Source organism: Priestia sp. LL-8, assembly GCF_036227845.1.
In the GTDB taxonomy this organism is placed as follows: domain Bacteria; phylum Bacillota; class Bacilli; order Bacillales; family Bacillaceae_H; genus Priestia; species Priestia zanthoxyli.
The window spans coordinates 2490606-2506835 of the sequence record NZ_JAZAQH010000001.1 but is presented as its reverse complement, the minus strand read 5'-3'; the positions used below and the strand labels follow the sequence as shown (position 1 = coordinate 2506835).

The window sequence follows — 16230 nt, the reverse complement described above, 5'->3', positions numbered from 1 at the left end:
AGATGGAATTTGAATATAGTTTGAAAAGGGGGTGGTTTAAATGGCAGGTGCATCTATAAATATTAATATTTTAATGCTAAAGATAAATTCCTTTGAAAATGCGTCTGCGGTAAATATCGGACAGAATTTACTAGCAGACTGGAATAATTCAGATAAAAAAACACAGGGGTTTGGGCAAAATTTCGGTGATGATAGCGGCTTTATAGGAACGAGAAGCTGTGTTGATGATCGAGATCAAATTGATAGCCCATCGTCCTTTCAAAAAGTGCCCATTTTATAGAAAAAGCCTAATAAATATAGCCAGTTCAGACGCAGGTTATATTTATTAGGCTTCAGATTGAATACTGATAGACGAATAGATGAAGGTATGCTGCTAGTCATGCTCGTTAGAGGCGGTGTAGAAGCTTAAATTACGCTGTTTTTAACTGAGTTTGAATCGTTTACATCTGAATCTATAATCCAGGAGAACGGAGTTACGTTTGGAGAAAAATCTCCGTTTGATTCTCCTAGTCCTTGATTACGTTTATAAGATACGAACACGTCAAGCTGCTGATTAGGTCCTATACTTAAAACGGACGAATTGTCCATAACGTTCACTTTGAAAGCTTGTAAGTTAATGACCATAGGTGAAAAAATCATATGGTTTCCTCCTTATTTATCATTTTTTGTTGCAAATGCATCCACATAATCATTATCTGCGGTTTTTTGAGCAGATCCTGCTGAAAAACATTGATCAGCGAGCTGTTGTCCGAAGGCCTGATTTTTCTTTGCTGTTACATATCTTGTAACTTTTAACGTATTTCCAATAGAAATACTGCTCGCTTCATCTACATTGTGAACGTTCAATTTTCCTAGGTTGATTTTTGTTGAGTCAAATAACATACTATTCTCCTTTCAAACGATAGTTCTTCTAAGTCTTTAAAAGCTTATTGTAGCTTCGTTGAAAATATGAATAATACATGGTTTATCTAAAGAGTAGAAGCGGTCTACTGTAGCGTATTGTAGGTCGGCGTAAAACGTGAAAAAATTTTAAAGACTTTGAAGGAACAGGAGGGGATCCTGAAAATGTACTGATAACTTTTATTTTTTTCTTTACTCAGCCAAAAGCATCAGACGTTAAATAATCATGTAGGATAATGGGTGTTTTATCCCTGGGCACACAAGCTGCTTATTCTTCTGTTCATATCATTGCCTCTTCATTCATTAAGCCCCTAACGCTTTTCTTTTCTGTCATGTTTCATTAAAATGAACATAAACATATATGTAGAGAAAAGAATAATGTAGTGTTTCCTAACGTTATAAAATAGCTTACTATACGAAGAAAGCGTCTATAATAAAAGAGATGAACCTTTTGCGTGGTCAGCTGACGATGCTTTTTATTTTTACAAACTGCAGTGAAGGCAGAAAGGAGAGAATTCGATGAGTTTGCGCGAGCGGCTACTGTACGTAGCGGAACATTATAAACAAATGGGTGGAGACGTACTTGTAAAACATGAAATAGAAAATATGCTTACACGCAGGCTTCCGATTTCTCTTTATCGATTGGAGCATATAAATCGAGAAGAAATGCGTATATCAGGCCACCACGCTGAAACATTTCCTTACGTGACCCTTGCCAATAAGAATATAGAGAGTGATGTGATAGTAGCATATTTATTCAGCGAAGACGGTCAGCGCATTTACTTAGTCATGATGAGAGGAGACTTAGAAGAAGGAACTGATCTGAAAGACATTCGATTTTTCACTCCTGAACATGCCCGCGTATTGAAAGATAATCATCTTGTTATTGGTACAAGCATGGAAGCGAAAAGCTTTGAGGATAGAGTAGCTCTTTACCTTCCTTACAATATAGCAGACTTACCTAGCAATGATCAGCTTCAAGATGACTTGCATTTACTGCTGAGTATGCATGAACAGTATATAAAAACATACGGAATGAGCAAAGAGATGATTGGCGACAAAGACGCCATCGTCCATATTCATGAGTATATTAAAAAATCTGGATTTACATATGAACGACAAGATATAGCCAACGCCTACTTTGCTTTAAAGACCAAGCCTTTTATTGTTTTATCAGGAATGAGCGGGACAGGGAAAACAAAGCTTGCGCAGCTCTTAGCAGATAGTATCGGTGCTACGATTGAAAATGGAAGACAAGTTCTCATTCCAGTTCGCCCCGACTGGCACGATAGTTCAGATTTATTAGGATATATTGATTTAAGAGGAGATTTTCGCAGAGGATCATTTCTGTCGATTATGCAGCAAGCCATTCAGCATCCAGCTTACACATATGTCGCTATATTGGATGAAATGAACTTAGCTCGAGTTGAACATTATTTTAGCGATATTTTAAGCGTGATGGAAAGCAGGAGCTGGTCAAAAGGGAAAATTAAAACGGCTCCGTTATTTCCTGGACATAAGATGTTCCGAGATATTTATTTGCCATCTAATCTTCTTATTATCGGTACCGTTAATATGGATGAAACGACTCATGGGTTTAGTCAAAAGTTGTTAGATCGGACCAACACCATTGAGTTAAATAAGATTCAGCTCGACGCTTTTGATTTTTTAAATGATAAAGAGCCATCGCAGCACAGCATTCAAAATGTACAAATTCAAAGTCAATACGTGCACTTAAAAGATGCGTATGTTGAACATGCTGAGCTCATTCACGAAGTAACAAATGAACTGCTAACTGTTAATGAGATGCTTCAAGAAGTCGATTTGCAAATAGGTTACCGCGTACGCGACGAAATATGCTTTTATTTAATTTACGCAGTGAAAAGCGGGATGTTTACCTTTGATCAAGCGTTTGATTTTCAGATTTTACAAAAAGTTTTACCTCGTATTTCAGGAAGCGATGCTTACACATTTGACTTATTAAAAAACCTTTATTATTACTGTACAAATACGCTGTTAGATGATGAATTTGAGACAGCTATTGTCAACGTAGACGGGATGAGGTTTCCTAAAAGCGCACGCAAAATAATGGAGATGATGAGACGTTTTGAAGTATACGGATACACGTCATTTTGGATTAATACCGTACGTTGAAATTGAAACCGACACATGTACGGTGGTTATAAAAGGGAAAAATAAGAAGAGAATAAAACCTGCAGAAGAAGTGATGTTTTTTTCTTGTACGGGAAAAGGAATTACACATGTAAAAGTATTAAATCAAACAAAAGGCATGATGACTTCAAAACCGCCGCTTGAGCCTTTATTTTTTGAAAATGAAACCTATCAAATCACAGTTGTTTCTAAAAATGAAACAAGTCTGTTTGTTAACCACGATTCAAAAGCAGTTGAACAAAGTTTTCAAACCGTAGGATTTCCCTACATTTTAACAGGAAATATAAGCTTTCAAAATGAGGTAGGGTATTCTACGTTTCATGTCTACAGTGAAAGAGAAAAAGAGCTGTCTTTTACTCTTGAAATTTTCCCATCAAAGATGAGCTACAAGACAGATTATATACGCATGGTTGATGAAGTGAACGGATACATTCATGATTTGGCATACGATATGCTTCGTAAAACATATGTGGAAGCAAAATCAGTTTGGTCGAAACAAGCAACATGGACGGAATTTTATCACGTGCTCTCTCACTATATGAAACCCTTTCTTCATTCTGTTCGTCAGATTGAAAATCAGCCGTTTCAATCGGTGAAAGTTGAACATGAGCTCATGAGAGGAGATCAAATAAAAAAACAAGATAGCCGTGCTATATCATTTGTCCGAACACACCCTACCTATCTTGCATCTTCAAGCAGAGGAATTAAAATTAATCGAAATATAAAAGTAGTACCCACAAAAGCCATTGGCACAAGACATGTAGCTACCTATGATAATTTGGAAAATCAAAGTGTGAAATGGATGATGACGCAGCTGTACCACAAGCTAACTACACTAATTGACAAATTGATAGAAGATAGATATGTAAAAAAAGAAGCGGTATCGGCTCTAGAAACCAACCATACCGAATTAAAAAGGCTGCTAAACAATGTGTTTTGGAAAAGAGTGAAGACCATACAAGTTTCAACTCTTCCTTCTCCACTGCGTACGGCCCCCCGCTACCGGGAAGCAGGCAGGTACTTTATGTTATTGACGCGAGGATTGGCTCTTAATGGAGAGTTTTACCACCTTTCATTAAAAGATATCGCAACTCTCTACGAATACTGGACGTATGTTAGTCTTTTAAAGAAGTTGAAAACTTACGGCAAACGGATAGAACAAAACATTATGACAACGACAGAACAAGGGTTGAACGTCAGGATGCAGGCCTCTTACCATCGTTTTCAGCTAGGAAAAGCAGAAGTAACGCTATGGTATCAGAAAGCATACCATCATACTCATACCGTTATTCAAAAGCCGGACTTACTGCTTGAAGTAAAGCAAGGTGAGAAAAAAAGTGTATATCTTTTTGACGCTAAGTATCGTATCAAACCAAATCATGATACGCCCTCTCCTAGAGAAGAAGATATTAATACCATGCACCGTTACCGAGACGCTATTGTAGAAGAAAATGGAATAAAACCGGTACAAACAGCGATTGTGCTATTTCCAGGGAAAGCAAAGGGCTATAAGCAGCATCATTTTTATAAAAGTATTGAACGCGTTGGAGTGGGTGCGCTGCCTTTTTTGCCGGGAGAGGAAGGGCTAGTAGAAGAATTTATTGAAGCTATTTGTACGGTAGAACCACATTTTTTCAGCGCTGATTAGGTAAATAGGTAGAACGTGAACAAGTCTTTTTTATGCGTTGACACAGTGTTAAGTTTTTTATGTTTTGATGACATTTCGAGATTTTAGTTGTATTTTCCTGTTGAATTTTCTAGAATAGTAGAGAATAAAACCGTATCGAAAAGAAGTCGTATCATGTGCAGAGAACGTATCAGGAGGACAACGAAGTGAAAAAGATTCTACTATTCACGTTAGTAGCGCTATTGGCAACTTTTTTTATTGACAGGGTATACAGCGAACGCAACCAAGCGCAACTTCAGCAAACCGTAATTAATGAAATTAAAAAAACAAATCAAAGTAAAGAAGAAGCTTCCATCCTTGATTTTAATGAATTATGTGATTTTAGATGGGATAAAGTATATGTTTTTGGACCGGAAACGACCCGCAGTGAGGTAAATGAAAAGCTGGGCTTCAATTGGTCTGAAGCAAAAGCAAAAGGTATTGGAAAAGATAAAAAAGATAACTTTATTGTTTTTGTGGAAAATGATCAAGTAACGCAATATTTAAAAATACCGGCGTCATATGGAGCTATTGTTCCTAAGACTTCTGTTGCAAATGAAAGCTAACGAACTTCTTCGTTAGCTTTTTTTATGCTTTCTTTTTTAAGGATGACGTTTTTTTCTCTGCTGTTGATTTTGTCGGCTGTAAAGTAGAAGGATCTATGCTCACCTTTAACATTTCCATTAAGTGTCGAATATCTCGTTCTTCGCTTCCGCTTACTTTTGTAACTTCGCCTTGATTTATTTTTTGTTGAATGACGCTTTGTAAGGCATCTCGGTAGTTGTTTTTGTAAATAGATGGATTAAAAGAAGTAGATAGCTTTTCAATTAGTTCCACCGTCACTTGTGTATCACTTTCATTAACAGAAGAAGTACTAGATAAGTTAGGCACATCTGTGACTGAACGAAGTTCTTCTTCAAAATGCATCGTGTGAAGAACGAGAGAGCCGCCCACGGAACGAATAATTGCGATTTGCTGTTTGGAATATAAAAATACATTGGCAATACCGACTTTGTTCGTTAGTTCAAGTGCATTTAATAACGTATAATAAGCTTTTAGGCTCGTTTCTCTAGGAGAAATATAGTAGGGCTTATCAAAAAACAGGGGATCAATGTCATCTAACGAAACAAAGTGTAACAATTCAACGGCTTTGTTCGCTGAAAAAGGCTCTTTGATACTGTCAATTTCCTGTTGCGAAAGCACAACAAACTGACCGGTCGCGGTTTCGTATCCTTTAACCAGTTCATCGGATTCTACTTCTCGTCCACACGTTTGGCAATGTTTTTCTTGATGAATAGGTGTATGGCAAACGGAGTGCAGTGTGCGCAGCTTTATATCTTTTTCTTCAATTGCTCCGTGCAGTTTAATAGGGATATCAATTAATCCAAAGCTGATTTTACCTTTCCAAGCAGTATGAAGCATAAACGTTCTCCTTTTACTCTTTTTTAGTAGTGTGCCGTAAAAAAGATGAGATATCCCATTGTTTTGAAAAGGAAAACTTTCTAAAAAAACTATGTGCTAAATAAACAATTAAATAGTTCCAATAAAGCTGCAGATGTTGTCTCTGCAGCTTTATTGGAACTCAATAGGAACTATTAGCTGATTAGATTCATTTGTCTCATGTTTAGAAATTGTAATTTCAAGGATTTCGTTACTGAATGTAGCGGTAATCTTTTTATTCATCAATGGAAATGGAAAGTCAATTGTACGTTCAACGCTTTCTTCCATTTTTTCTCGTGCAAGCGTTCCTTGCTTTTCATCATGAAATTCTCTAATGCAATATTTCTTGGCTGTTAGCTGTAAGTGGTCAGCTTGTATCTGAACGATAATATCCTTAGGTTGATACCCTAATAATTCAGCTTCAACAATAAATGATTGTTCTGTTTCAAATAAATCGATACGAACAGAATCATAATCCAAATAACTCATAAAGGGATTTGAAAGCATGACTTCTAACAATTCTTGAAAGCCTTTTACAAACATTTGGTCTGCTGGCAGACGCTTGTTTTTCATTTCTGCGTTCCTCCATTATTTAAACTGTTTCACTTTACTATCATATGCGCGTTTATGTACTTAGTGAACTCCTGCGCAAAGAATAAGCTTGAAGTACTAGCTGTCTTTTCTACGCATAAAAAAGCAAGCTCTGTATAGAGCTTGCCGCTGTTTTACATATCATGTCCGCTATTGTGTTTTTGGCGAGAATGCTTACGGTTTTTTACTTTATGAGATCCGCTTAGCGGTTCGGGCTGTCCAGAATTGCTTTTTGGCGCATTTCTTCTGATGTCTTTGCTGCTGTTTTTGTTCATAGTTAAACCCTCCCTTTCATTTATTAGGGTAGGATAGTGACAGGGAATTTATCCGATGAAAAATTCCCCTTTCTAAAAATAGGTTTAACAAAAACAGGAAATGGGAACAGAAAAAAAGCGTCATATATAATGACGCCTTCTCGTTAGATTTCATGGAGTTAAACGATTTTGCATTTCTAACTAGTGATTAGTATATCCAATAAGAGAGTGTTTTATTGATTTTTTTTGCGTTTTTTATTATTTTGTTTCTGTTGTTCCGTTAATGGTTCATTTGAAAATTCTTCATTATAACCCGCTCCTTTTCCTTGAGCGCTAGCCGCGTTAGCTCCAGGAATGACGTGGTTTGACTTGCGTTTAGCCATGTTGAATCACCTCCGTTTCTAGCATGCGTAAAAATCAATGAAATATGAATTATTAGAAAAATAAAAGGGAGATGGAAGAAGGTTATAAGTGAAACTTATGTTAATTAATAACATTCTTTTTATTTACTTATGTATAATATTATATTAAGATAGATGGTGAAGGGAATAGAGGATGGGGTAAGTAAATCCTTTATACATAGAATTTTAAGGGGGTAAAAGCAATGACTAAAAAAGACGTTTTTAACGCTCGTTCGTCATTCGATCTTAATGGCAGCACATATAATTATTACCGCTTACAAGCTTTAGAGGAAGCAGGTTTAGGTAACGTATCTAAGCTGCCGTATTCAATTAAAGTATTATTAGAATCTGTTCTTCGTCAGGTAGATGGCCGTGTTATTACAAAAGAACACGTCGAAAACCTTGCAAAATGGGGAACAAAAGATATTAAAGATATCGATGTTCCTTTCAAACCATCTCGCGTTATTCTTCAAGATTTCACTGGAGTTCCAGCGGTTGTAGACTTAGCGTCACTTCGTAAAGCAATGGCTGATTTAGGAGGAGATCCTGACAAAATCAATCCAGAAATTCCAGTAGACCTCGTTGTCGACCACTCCGTACAAGTTGATAAAGCAGGTACAGCTGACTCATTACGAATTAATATGGACCTTGAGTTTCAACGTAATACAGAGCGCTATAATTTCTTAAGCTGGGCTCAAAAATCATTTAATAACTATCGTGCAGTTCCACCAGCTACTGGTATCGTGCACCAAGTAAATTTAGAATATTTAGCAAACGTTGTTCATGCTGTTGAAGAAGATGGTGAATTCGTAGCTTTCCCTGATTCTCTAGTAGGTACTGACTCTCATACAACAATGATTAATGGTATCGGTGTTTTAGGATGGGGTGTTGGCGGTATTGAAGCGGAAGCAGGTATGCTTGGTCAACCTTCTTATTTCCCAGTTCCTGAAGTAATCGGTGTTAAACTTGTTGGTGAATTACCAAACGGCACTACAGCTACAGACTTAGCGTTAAAAGTTACGCAAGTGCTTCGTCAAAAAGGAGTAGTCGGAAAATTCGTGGAATTCTTCGGTCCTGGCGTAGCAGAACTTCCATTAGCTGACCGTGCGACAATCGCTAATATGGCTCCTGAATACGGTGCAACATGTGGATTCTTCCCGGTTGACGCAGAAGCATTAGCATACATGCGTTTAACAGGAAGAGATGAAAAAGACATTCAGGTTGTCGAACAATATACAAAAGCAAATGGTTTATTCTTCACACCAGAAAATGAAGATCCAATTTTCACTGACGTTGTTGAGATTAACCTTGCAGAAATTGAAGCGAATCTTTCTGGTCCAAAGCGTCCGCAAGATTTAATTCCACTTTCTCAAATGCAAACAGAATTCAAGAAGGCTTTAACAGCTCCTGTTAGCAACCAAAGCTTCGGACTTGATGCTAAAGACGTAGATAAAGAAATTACGTTTAAGCTTGCAGACGGTTCAGAAACAACAATGAAAACAGGTGCCATTGCCATTGCGGCTATCACAAGCTGTACGAACACATCAAATCCTTACGTATTAGTAGCAGCTGGTTTAGTTGCCAAAAAAGCGGTAGAAAAAGGATTGGATGTTCCAGCTTACGTGAAAACGTCATTAGCACCAGGTTCAAAAGTAGTAACGGCTTACCTGCAAAATTCAGGATTGCTTCCATACTTAGATAAAATCGGCTTTAACATCGTAGGTTACGGCTGTACGACTTGTATCGGTAACTCTGGTCCATTAGAAGCTGAAATTGAAGAAGCGATTGCAGACAACGATTTGCTTGTAACGTCTGTTCTTTCAGGAAACCGTAACTTTGAAGGACGTATTCATCAATTAGTAAAAGGTAACTATCTTGCTTCTCCGCCGCTTGTTGTAGCATATGCACTGGCTGGAACAGTAGATGTGGATTTACAAAAAGATCCAATCGGTATTGATACAGACGGAAACGAAGTATTCTTTAGTGACATTTGGCCTTCACAAGATGAAATTAAAGAAGTTGTTAGCCGTACGGTAACGCCTGAATTATTCCGTAACGAGTATGAGCGCGTATTCGATGATAACGAGCGCTGGAATGAAATTAAAACAAGCGAAGATGCTCTTTATACGTGGGAGAATGATTCAACGTACATTCAAAACCCACCTTTCTTTGAAGGGTTATCAGAAGAGCCAGGTGAAGTAGAAGCGTTAAATGATCTTCGCGTAGTAGCGAAATTTGGTGACTCAGTGACAACGGATCACATTTCACCAGCGGGTTCAATTGCAAAAACATCACCTGCAGGTCTTTACCTTCAAGAAAACGGTGTAGAACCAAAAGACTTTAACTCATACGGTTCTCGTCGTGGTAACCATGAAGTGATGATGCGCGGTACGTTTGCAAACATCCGCATTAAAAACCAAGTAGCTCCTGGTACAGAAGGTGGCTGGACAACGTACTGGCCAACAAATGACGTAATGAGCATTTATGATGCTTGTATGAAATACAAAGAGCAAGGTACAGGTCTTGTTGTACTTGCAGGTAAAGATTACGGCATGGGAAGTTCTCGTGACTGGGCAGCAAAAGGCACAAATCTTTTAGGTATTAAAACAGTAATCGCTGAAAGCTTTGAGCGTATTCACCGTTCAAACCTAGTATTAATGGGTGTTTTACCTCTTCAATTTAAAGATGGTGAAAGCGCGGATACATTAGGTTTAACTGGAAAAGAAACAATTGCAGTAGCAGTTGATGAAACAGTAAAACCACGTGATCTTGTAAAAGTAACAGCAACTGATGAAGCTGGAAACAAAAAAGAATTTGAAGTACTGGTTCGTTTCGATAGTGAAGTTGAAATTGATTACTATCGTCACGGTGGTATCCTTCAAATGGTGCTTCGTGATAAATTACAGTCTAAAACACATGCGTAAGGTATAAAGAAAAAGAGCGGTTCTCGTGAGCCGCTCTTTTTTTATGCAAACGCACCGTTTTCGACAAAAAGTGAGAGGGAAATATGCTATATTATAAAAGAAAATGCCCGATAAAAGGATTATTTTAGTAGATATTGCACATATCTATTAGTACATAGATTATCACTTTTTAGAAGAAATAAAGGAGCCGATCATATGGTTAAAAAAATAATTGCGGTCTTGCTTCTAGTAGGCTTTCTTAGCTACGCACTTTGGCAAGGGCTTTCTCCAAATGAAGCATCCGATAATTCTAACTTAAGCGAATACAAGGATTTAAATATTAAAAAAGGCGATAGTGCTCGTCAGGCTTCGGGTCAAGCTTATGGGTTAGAACCAAAAGATACAGCACCTCCGTTTACACTTTCAGATACGAACGGAAAAACTGTTCAATTATCGGACTTTAAAGGAAAAAAAGTTATTTTAAACTTTTGGGCCACATGGTGTCCGCCGTGTCAAAAAGAAATGCCCGATATGCAAGCGTTTTATAAGAAATATGGAAACGACGTACAGCTGCTTGCGGTTAATTTAACTTCATCAGAAGGCAGTAAACAGGCAGTATCTAAGTTTCTGAAAGAAAAACAGTTTACGTTTCATGTATTATTGGACGACCAAGATACTGTAGGGAGTAAAAAATATCGGGTGTCCACCATTCCGACATCTTACTTTATAGATGAAGAAGGGAAAATTGTTCAGCGAGTGAATGGTCCAATGACGCTTAAACAAATGGAAAACTTTGCTCAACAAGCAGCGAATTAACTTCGCTGCTTGTTTTATTAAAAATGAAACTTATTTACTTTACCATCGTATATATAGATAAGTCAGTAAACATGTCAAACTTTCTTACAACTTTTCAAAAAGTATGTTTACTTATCTGACAAATTGGTTACAATATAGATAGTTATATGATATCAGTTTCTTTTGATTTTTCAGATTTTTCATAAAAATTACATAAAGTAGGTGTTGGAATTATGAGGAAATTACGCAAACGTTCATTTGAAGAGTTAGTGCAAGAAAATAAAACGCAGCTGTTAAAAGATCAGTCAGAAATTGAACGCATTGAATTGGAAATTGAAAAGCGGTTAGAAGATCGTATGCTTGAAAGAGCTGAATAACTTTAAAGTAAGTTGGTTAGAGTAACGGTGAGGAGGGGATAAGCATGGGAAATCCTAAAAAACAAAGCAAAAGTTTTGTTCCGAATCACATCGGCACTCAACCGAGAGAAGCTGGTGGAAATAACGGAAAACAAATGCAAGATACATCCGGCAAGCATCCTCAAGTTATTCAAACCAAAGGTGAATGAATAAAAAGTCGCTGAATTCAGCGACTTTTTATTATTTGAATTCTACTGTGAATAAATAAACGTAAGGGTTGCTCGAAATAAGCTCTTTAACAGCCTCTTCATCATCGGTTGAAAGCGGAGCAACTCGTATGCCACTGCCATCGTCACCAAATAAAGCAGCAACTGGATATGGTTTATTCATTTTTACTTTTTGTTTTTTCTCTAATCCAGTAAAGGAATAGCCGTTCATTTTTTTGGGCTTTTCCGCTTCTATCCCTAAGTTTGTATCGTTGCTTCCTACATTAAACATAACTTTGTGAGTATCATCATCGATTTTATATGTAATAGCAAACATGTCAAATTCTTTTGAAACAGTCAACCCTCCTGAAAATAAAGATTGTTTGGCTTTTCCCTTTTCATAATAAGTAGCTTTTACATAAGCTTCTTTTGCGCCATTAGGAGCTTTAACATCATATGCAATGATATTGCTTTTGTAGTCTAAGTTTGTCACGGCTAACATTTTTTCTTCATGTTTTGAGTAATGATGAGGCTTCATAGAGGCACTTGCTGTCAATTTTGATGCCAATGAGGTTTGCGACATAAAAAATACAACAAGCACTGCAATAAAGATTGCGCTTAGTAATGCTATCAATCGTTTGGTCATAGCGATTCCCCCTTTGTATGTATATATTACCATATTATGTATGTTTTATATATACATTTTAACTTTATTATAATTATATTATGTAAACTAAAATCATTTTTTTCCACTTATAGAGATGAACAATTCCGGCATACTACAATTGTAACAAAGTTATTTTGAGGAGGAAGATACAATGGCATGGAATAAATCGAATCCAGACGATCGCAGTGATAACGTTGAAAAATTACAAACAATGGTCCAAAATACAATGAAAAACATTGAAGAAGCAGAAGAAGCTGCTGCATGCAGCACTGAAGAAGAACGTCAGCGCATTCAGCAAAAAAATCACAATCGTGAAGTAAGTATCGAAGCAATGCGCAGCGAAATAAAAGATGAGTCAGAAGCTCGTCAAAATGGTTACGAAGGTACGATTTAATAAGTAAAACAGCGACAATAAGCAGCTAAAAATAAACGGTTTTAGCTGCTTTCTTTCTATATTTTTTTAGTAAGGTGAATAATAATATAAACTAGCGAAGAGGTTTATGTAGGTGAAAAAGCACGTGAAAAAGAAAATAGTAAGGATTTTGGTCAGTTTGCTTGTCGTCTTGATTATTGTGGGCTCTTATCACACGCATAAACCCTTGCCTAAAGGAGTGTCATACGAAAGTAAGCCCCACAAAGTAGAAGATGTATTTCTTTTGTCAGACCTAACGTATCAAGACCAGCAGACATCTGTTTCTGAACAACATATTTTTCAAGCAGTTACGAATGCGATTGATGACGCAAAAGCTTTTATTATTATGGATATGTTTCTATTTAATGGCTACTATAACCAAGGCGAAACGTTTCCTCACCTTAGTGATACGCTTGCAAGTAAGCTGATTGAAAAGAAACGAAAACATCCTAATATCGAAATCGTCTTTATTACAGATGAAATCAATACAACCTACGGCTCACATGATTCAAAGTGGTTAGATTCACTGCGGCTAAACGGAATCAAAGTGGTGCAAACCAATTTATCTAAGCTCAGAGATTCCATTCCACTATATTCTTCAGTGTGGAGAACTTTTGTTCAGTGGTTTGGTGAAAAAGGAACCGGATGGATCACGAATCCTTTCGGAAATAATGCGCCTAACGTGACGGCCCGTGCTTATTTTAAGTTGTTAAATGTAAAAGCTAATCACAGAAAAGTAGTAGCAACCGATCAAAGCGTTATTATCTCCTCTGCCAATCCTCATGATGCAAGCTTTTATAATTCCAACATGGCCTTTGAAGTAAAGGGGAATATCATTGGAGATGTGGTAAAAAGTGAACAAGCGGTGTCAGATTTTTCTTACGGAGGAAAGTTACCTCGGTATAAGAAGAAAGAAAAAGAAAAGGGAGACCTCTATGTTCAGCTGTTAACAGAAGGTAAAATTTATAAGCACGTATTAAATGATTTACGTCATGCTAAAAAAGGCGACGATGTATGGCTTGGCATGTTTTATCTTGGAGATCGAGACGTAATAAAGGCGCTTTTAAAAGCTTCTAAACATGGCGCAAACGTACGATTAATTTTAGATCCTAATGAAAATGCGTTTGGAAAAAAAAAGTTTGGACTGCCTAACCGTCCAGTAGCAGCAGAACTTGTAAATAAATCCAAAGGAGATATTAAAGTTCGCTGGTATCATACAGGGAAAGAACAGTATCATCCCAAAACTTTATTTATTCGAAACAAAAAAAATGCAACTATTATTGCAGGAGCAGCAAATTTCACAAAACGAAATTTGGATGATTTGAACTTAGAAACGGATGTTAAAGTATCAGGACCTCCTAGCAAAAAGGTTATGACCGAACTAAACGCTTATTTTGACCGCCTATGGACAAATAAAGACTACACATATACACTTCCTTATAAAAGGTATGAAAATAAGATGACGAGGCTGGAAATGCTGATATATCGCATTCAAGATGCGCTTAGTCTTACAACATATTGAGTAATAACCAAACTAGTAGGAGTATATTCTCCTTATATGGTAAGATAAAACAGGAACAGTGCAAGAGGAGGTAAAATCATGCTAGTATCGAAGAAAGAAATCGAAGTGCGCTATGCAGAAACTGATCAGATGGGCGTTGTGTATCATGCTAACTATTTAGTATGGATGGAAATAGGTCGAACGCAGTTTATTAGTGATTTAGGTTTTAGCTATGCACAAATGGAAAGAGACGGTGTGCTGTCGCCGGTTATTGATATACAGGCATCATATAAAAAGCCGCTTCATTATGGCGAGACAGCTGTAGTACATACTTGGGTTGAGAGCTATGACGGGCTACGCGTTGTGTACGGCTACGAAATTTTTAATTCAAATGAAGAACTTGCGTTAACAGGAACATCGTCACACGTATGTGTGAAAAAAGAAAACTTTAAGCCTATTTCAGTTCGCCGTAATTATCCGGAATGGCATAAAGCCTATGAAGGTGCCAAGAAGCAGGGTTAAGCGTAAGAATAAAAAGCATCGATAAATCGATGCTTTTTTCTTACGCTTCGTAATGAAAGTCAGGTTCTTTTGTTTCTTCATTATAATTTACGGTCAAATCATGACCATCAAAGTACCAAAGGTCTTCATCTTCTACGAAGAATGTTAAACCGTCAACTTTTGTTTCAACGCCAACGTTTTTAGGAGAATCTGTGTTTACACCTAAAGAAAAACCTTTTTGAACGTTGCTGCATCCGCCGTAGCGAACAAAAAAGCGAATTGTTTCATTTCCTTCTAGCATCATTTCGTCTTTGTACCACGTAGCTGCTGCTTCTGTTACTGTCAATTTCATTAATTATGCTCCTTCCAATACTGCGGATACATTTATTATAGTAGAAAGATAGATAAATTACCAATATATACGAATCCAGCTAGGAAGGAATGAGATAAAATAAAACGATTTAATATAGAGGTGAATGCTTCATTTCTATATTAAATCGTTTCATTCTTTCATTTGAAATCATATTGTTTTCCAATGGTTTCCCAGCAGTGAACGCAGTAGCGGCTTCCTTCTAGCTGTGAATCCATTTTCTTATTTCGTTTGCAAATAGGGCATTTTTTCTTCACATCATTCACCTCCTTATTTTAGTATCAGTATAACTAATAAACAAGAAATGTATTCGCTTACAAAGTGGTTATAAAAAAAGAAATAAGAGGAAGATCCTCTTATTTCTTTTTACCTGACAAAAATGTGACTTTCGGTTCTGTTTTATTAAGAATTCGGGTAATGTTTGCGCGGTGTCTGTAAATGACAAAGGCTACAATTACACCAATAATCATAATAAGCATGTAGTCTTGCTTAAATAGCGTGTAGATAAAGGTTAATACCCCAGTAACCATTGATGACAGTGATACATACTTCGTTATGTATAAGCAGATAAAAAAACATAATAGCACGAAAACAAATAAAAGAGGTTCATAACATAAAATCACTCCGGCGGATGTGGCAACAGCTTTCCCGCCTTTAAATTTCGCGAAAATAGGAAAAATATGACCAATGACAGCAAATAAACCAATGAAGAGAATGTTTTGATTTGTATCAAATAAAAGCGGTAAAGAAGCTGCTAGGGTGCCTTTTAGAATGTCTCCAAGCGTAACGATAATTCCGGCTTTTACACCCAATGTACGAAATGAGTTGGTGCCGCCTAAATTGCCGCTTCCATGCTCTCGTATATCGATGCCGTATCCTAGTTTTCCAACAACTAGTCCAAAAGGAATAGAGCCCAAGATATAGGCAAGAATAGGTAATAAATAATTCATGTTTGAAAGCTCCTTTATTTCTATATCGTTTCTATTTTACCATGAGATACTTAAAAAAACATAGTTAGTTTTGGGTGAGAGACAATTATTTTAAAAAAAGAAGACGTTTACAAAAATAGAGAAAACGGGTACTATATGCAGGAAA

Annotated in this window: 20 protein-coding genes; 11 read left to right on the top strand and 9 right to left on the bottom strand. The window is 36.9% G+C overall.

From position 1 onward, the window contains the following. The first annotated feature begins 40 nt into the window (after window positions 1-40). Complete coding sequence (locus U9R83_RS12705; protein WP_014459872.1) at window positions 41-280, top strand: hypothetical protein; 240 nt, start codon at window positions 41-43, stop codon at window positions 278-280. Window positions 281-405: 125 nt separating this feature from the next. Here the strand turns inward: U9R83_RS12705 and U9R83_RS12700 are convergent, their stop codons facing one another. Both U9R83_RS12700 and U9R83_RS12695 read right to left on the bottom strand, forming a co-directional pair. Further along, window positions 406-639 carry a hypothetical protein gene (locus tag U9R83_RS12700; RefSeq protein WP_014459873.1) on the bottom strand — a complete coding sequence of 78 codons (234 nt, stop codon included), beginning with the start codon at window positions 637-639 and terminating at the stop codon, window positions 406-408. Between the two features lie 12 nt (window positions 640-651). After that, on the bottom strand, window positions 652-882 hold the full coding sequence (locus U9R83_RS12695) for a hypothetical protein (RefSeq protein ID WP_014459874.1): 231 nt from the start codon (window positions 880-882) through the stop codon (window positions 652-654). A gap of 537 nt (window positions 883-1419) precedes the next feature. Between U9R83_RS12695 and U9R83_RS12690 the strand changes: the two genes are divergently transcribed. The 3 genes from U9R83_RS12690 to U9R83_RS12680 all read left to right on the top strand — a co-directional run bounded on the left by U9R83_RS12690 (window position 1420) and on the right by U9R83_RS12680 (window position 5304). Continuing rightward, a complete protein-coding gene (locus U9R83_RS12690) occupies window positions 1420-3054 on the top strand; it encodes an MrcB family domain-containing protein (protein ID WP_209369311.1) in 1635 nt (544 codons plus the stop codon). Next, on the top strand, window positions 3008-4720 hold the full coding sequence (locus tag U9R83_RS12685) for a DUF2357 domain-containing protein (RefSeq protein ID WP_243549406.1): 1713 nt from the start codon (window positions 3008-3010) through the stop codon (window positions 4718-4720). Before U9R83_RS12690 ends, U9R83_RS12685 begins: the two co-directional genes overlap by 47 nt. A 185-nt stretch (window positions 4721-4905) precedes the next feature. Continuing rightward, window positions 4906-5304, top strand: coding sequence for a hypothetical protein (locus U9R83_RS12680; RefSeq protein ID WP_014459877.1), 399 nt, complete (start codon window positions 4906-4908; stop codon window positions 5302-5304). A 22-nt stretch (window positions 5305-5326) separates the two neighbouring features. Here U9R83_RS12680 and ku read toward each other — a convergent pair whose 3' ends face one another. The 4 genes from ku to sspO all read right to left on the bottom strand — a co-directional run bounded on the left by ku (window position 5327) and on the right by sspO (window position 7406). Next, window positions 5327-6160: a non-homologous end joining protein Ku gene (ku, locus tag U9R83_RS12675; protein WP_243549404.1), complete on the bottom strand. Its 834-nt coding sequence runs from the start codon at window positions 6158-6160 to the stop codon at window positions 5327-5329. 150 nt (window positions 6161-6310) lie between these two features. Further along, window positions 6311-6751 carry an Hsp20/alpha crystallin family protein gene (locus U9R83_RS12670; protein WP_115654067.1) on the bottom strand — a complete coding sequence of 147 codons (441 nt, stop codon included), beginning with the start codon at window positions 6749-6751 and terminating at the stop codon, window positions 6311-6313. Between the two features lie 152 nt (window positions 6752-6903). After that, window positions 6904-7044 carry a small acid-soluble spore protein P gene (locus U9R83_RS12665; RefSeq protein ID WP_013057256.1) on the bottom strand — a complete coding sequence of 47 codons (141 nt, stop codon included), beginning with the start codon at window positions 7042-7044 and terminating at the stop codon, window positions 6904-6906. A 212-nt stretch (window positions 7045-7256) separates the two neighbouring features. Continuing rightward, window positions 7257-7406, bottom strand: a complete 150-nt coding sequence (sspO, locus tag U9R83_RS12660; protein ID WP_013083371.1) for a small acid-soluble spore protein O — start codon at window positions 7404-7406, stop codon at window positions 7257-7259. A gap of 221 nt (window positions 7407-7627) precedes the next feature. Between sspO and acnA the strand changes: the two genes are divergently transcribed. From acnA to U9R83_RS12640, 4 genes are all read left to right on the top strand, one after another. Continuing rightward, window positions 7628-10348, top strand: coding sequence for an aconitate hydratase AcnA (acnA, locus tag U9R83_RS12655; RefSeq protein WP_115654066.1), 2721 nt, complete (start codon window positions 7628-7630; stop codon window positions 10346-10348). 195 nt (window positions 10349-10543) lie between these two features. Then, window positions 10544-11143, top strand: a complete 600-nt coding sequence (locus tag U9R83_RS12650) for a TlpA disulfide reductase family protein (RefSeq protein ID WP_014459883.1) — start codon at window positions 10544-10546, stop codon at window positions 11141-11143. 212 nt (window positions 11144-11355) lie between these two features. Further along, complete coding sequence (locus U9R83_RS12645) at window positions 11356-11499, top strand: FbpB family small basic protein (protein ID WP_014459884.1); 144 nt, start codon at window positions 11356-11358, stop codon at window positions 11497-11499. 44 nt (window positions 11500-11543) lie between these two features. Then, window positions 11544-11687 (top strand): acid-soluble spore protein N, encoded by a 144-nt coding sequence (locus U9R83_RS12640; RefSeq protein WP_014459885.1) that lies wholly within the window; start codon window positions 11544-11546, stop codon window positions 11685-11687. 31 nt (window positions 11688-11718) lie between these two features. Here the strand turns inward: U9R83_RS12640 and U9R83_RS12635 are convergent, their stop codons facing one another. After that, the gene (locus tag U9R83_RS12635) at window positions 11719-12330 is read right to left on the bottom strand and encodes a hypothetical protein (protein WP_014459886.1); all 612 of its coding nucleotides are present in this window, start codon (window positions 12328-12330) and stop codon (window positions 11719-11721) included. 172 nt (window positions 12331-12502) lie between these two features. Here U9R83_RS12635 and tlp point away from each other — a divergent pair, with 172 nt between their 5' ends. The 3 genes from tlp (at window position 12503) to U9R83_RS12620 (ending at window position 14786) form a co-directional block, all read left to right on the top strand. Next, window positions 12503-12745, top strand: a complete 243-nt coding sequence (tlp, locus tag U9R83_RS12630; RefSeq protein WP_014459887.1) for a small acid-soluble spore protein Tlp — start codon at window positions 12503-12505, stop codon at window positions 12743-12745. A 112-nt stretch (window positions 12746-12857) separates the two neighbouring features. Then, complete coding sequence (locus tag U9R83_RS12625) at window positions 12858-14285, top strand: phospholipase D family protein (protein ID WP_209369307.1); 1428 nt, start codon at window positions 12858-12860, stop codon at window positions 14283-14285. 78 nt (window positions 14286-14363) lie between these two features. Next, window positions 14364-14786 (top strand): acyl-CoA thioesterase, encoded by a 423-nt coding sequence (locus tag U9R83_RS12620; protein ID WP_014459889.1) that lies wholly within the window; start codon window positions 14364-14366, stop codon window positions 14784-14786. Window positions 14787-14826: 40 nt separating this feature from the next. Here U9R83_RS12620 and U9R83_RS12615 read toward each other — a convergent pair whose 3' ends face one another. Both U9R83_RS12615 and plsY read right to left on the bottom strand, forming a co-directional pair. Continuing rightward, window positions 14827-15117, bottom strand: a complete 291-nt coding sequence (locus tag U9R83_RS12615) for a HesB/YadR/YfhF family protein (RefSeq protein WP_013057245.1) — start codon at window positions 15115-15117, stop codon at window positions 14827-14829. A gap of 374 nt (window positions 15118-15491) precedes the next feature. Beyond that, window positions 15492-16085: a glycerol-3-phosphate 1-O-acyltransferase PlsY gene (gene plsY / locus U9R83_RS12610; protein WP_014459891.1), complete on the bottom strand. Its 594-nt coding sequence runs from the start codon at window positions 16083-16085 to the stop codon at window positions 15492-15494. Between the last annotated feature and the right edge of the window lie 145 nt (window positions 16086-16230).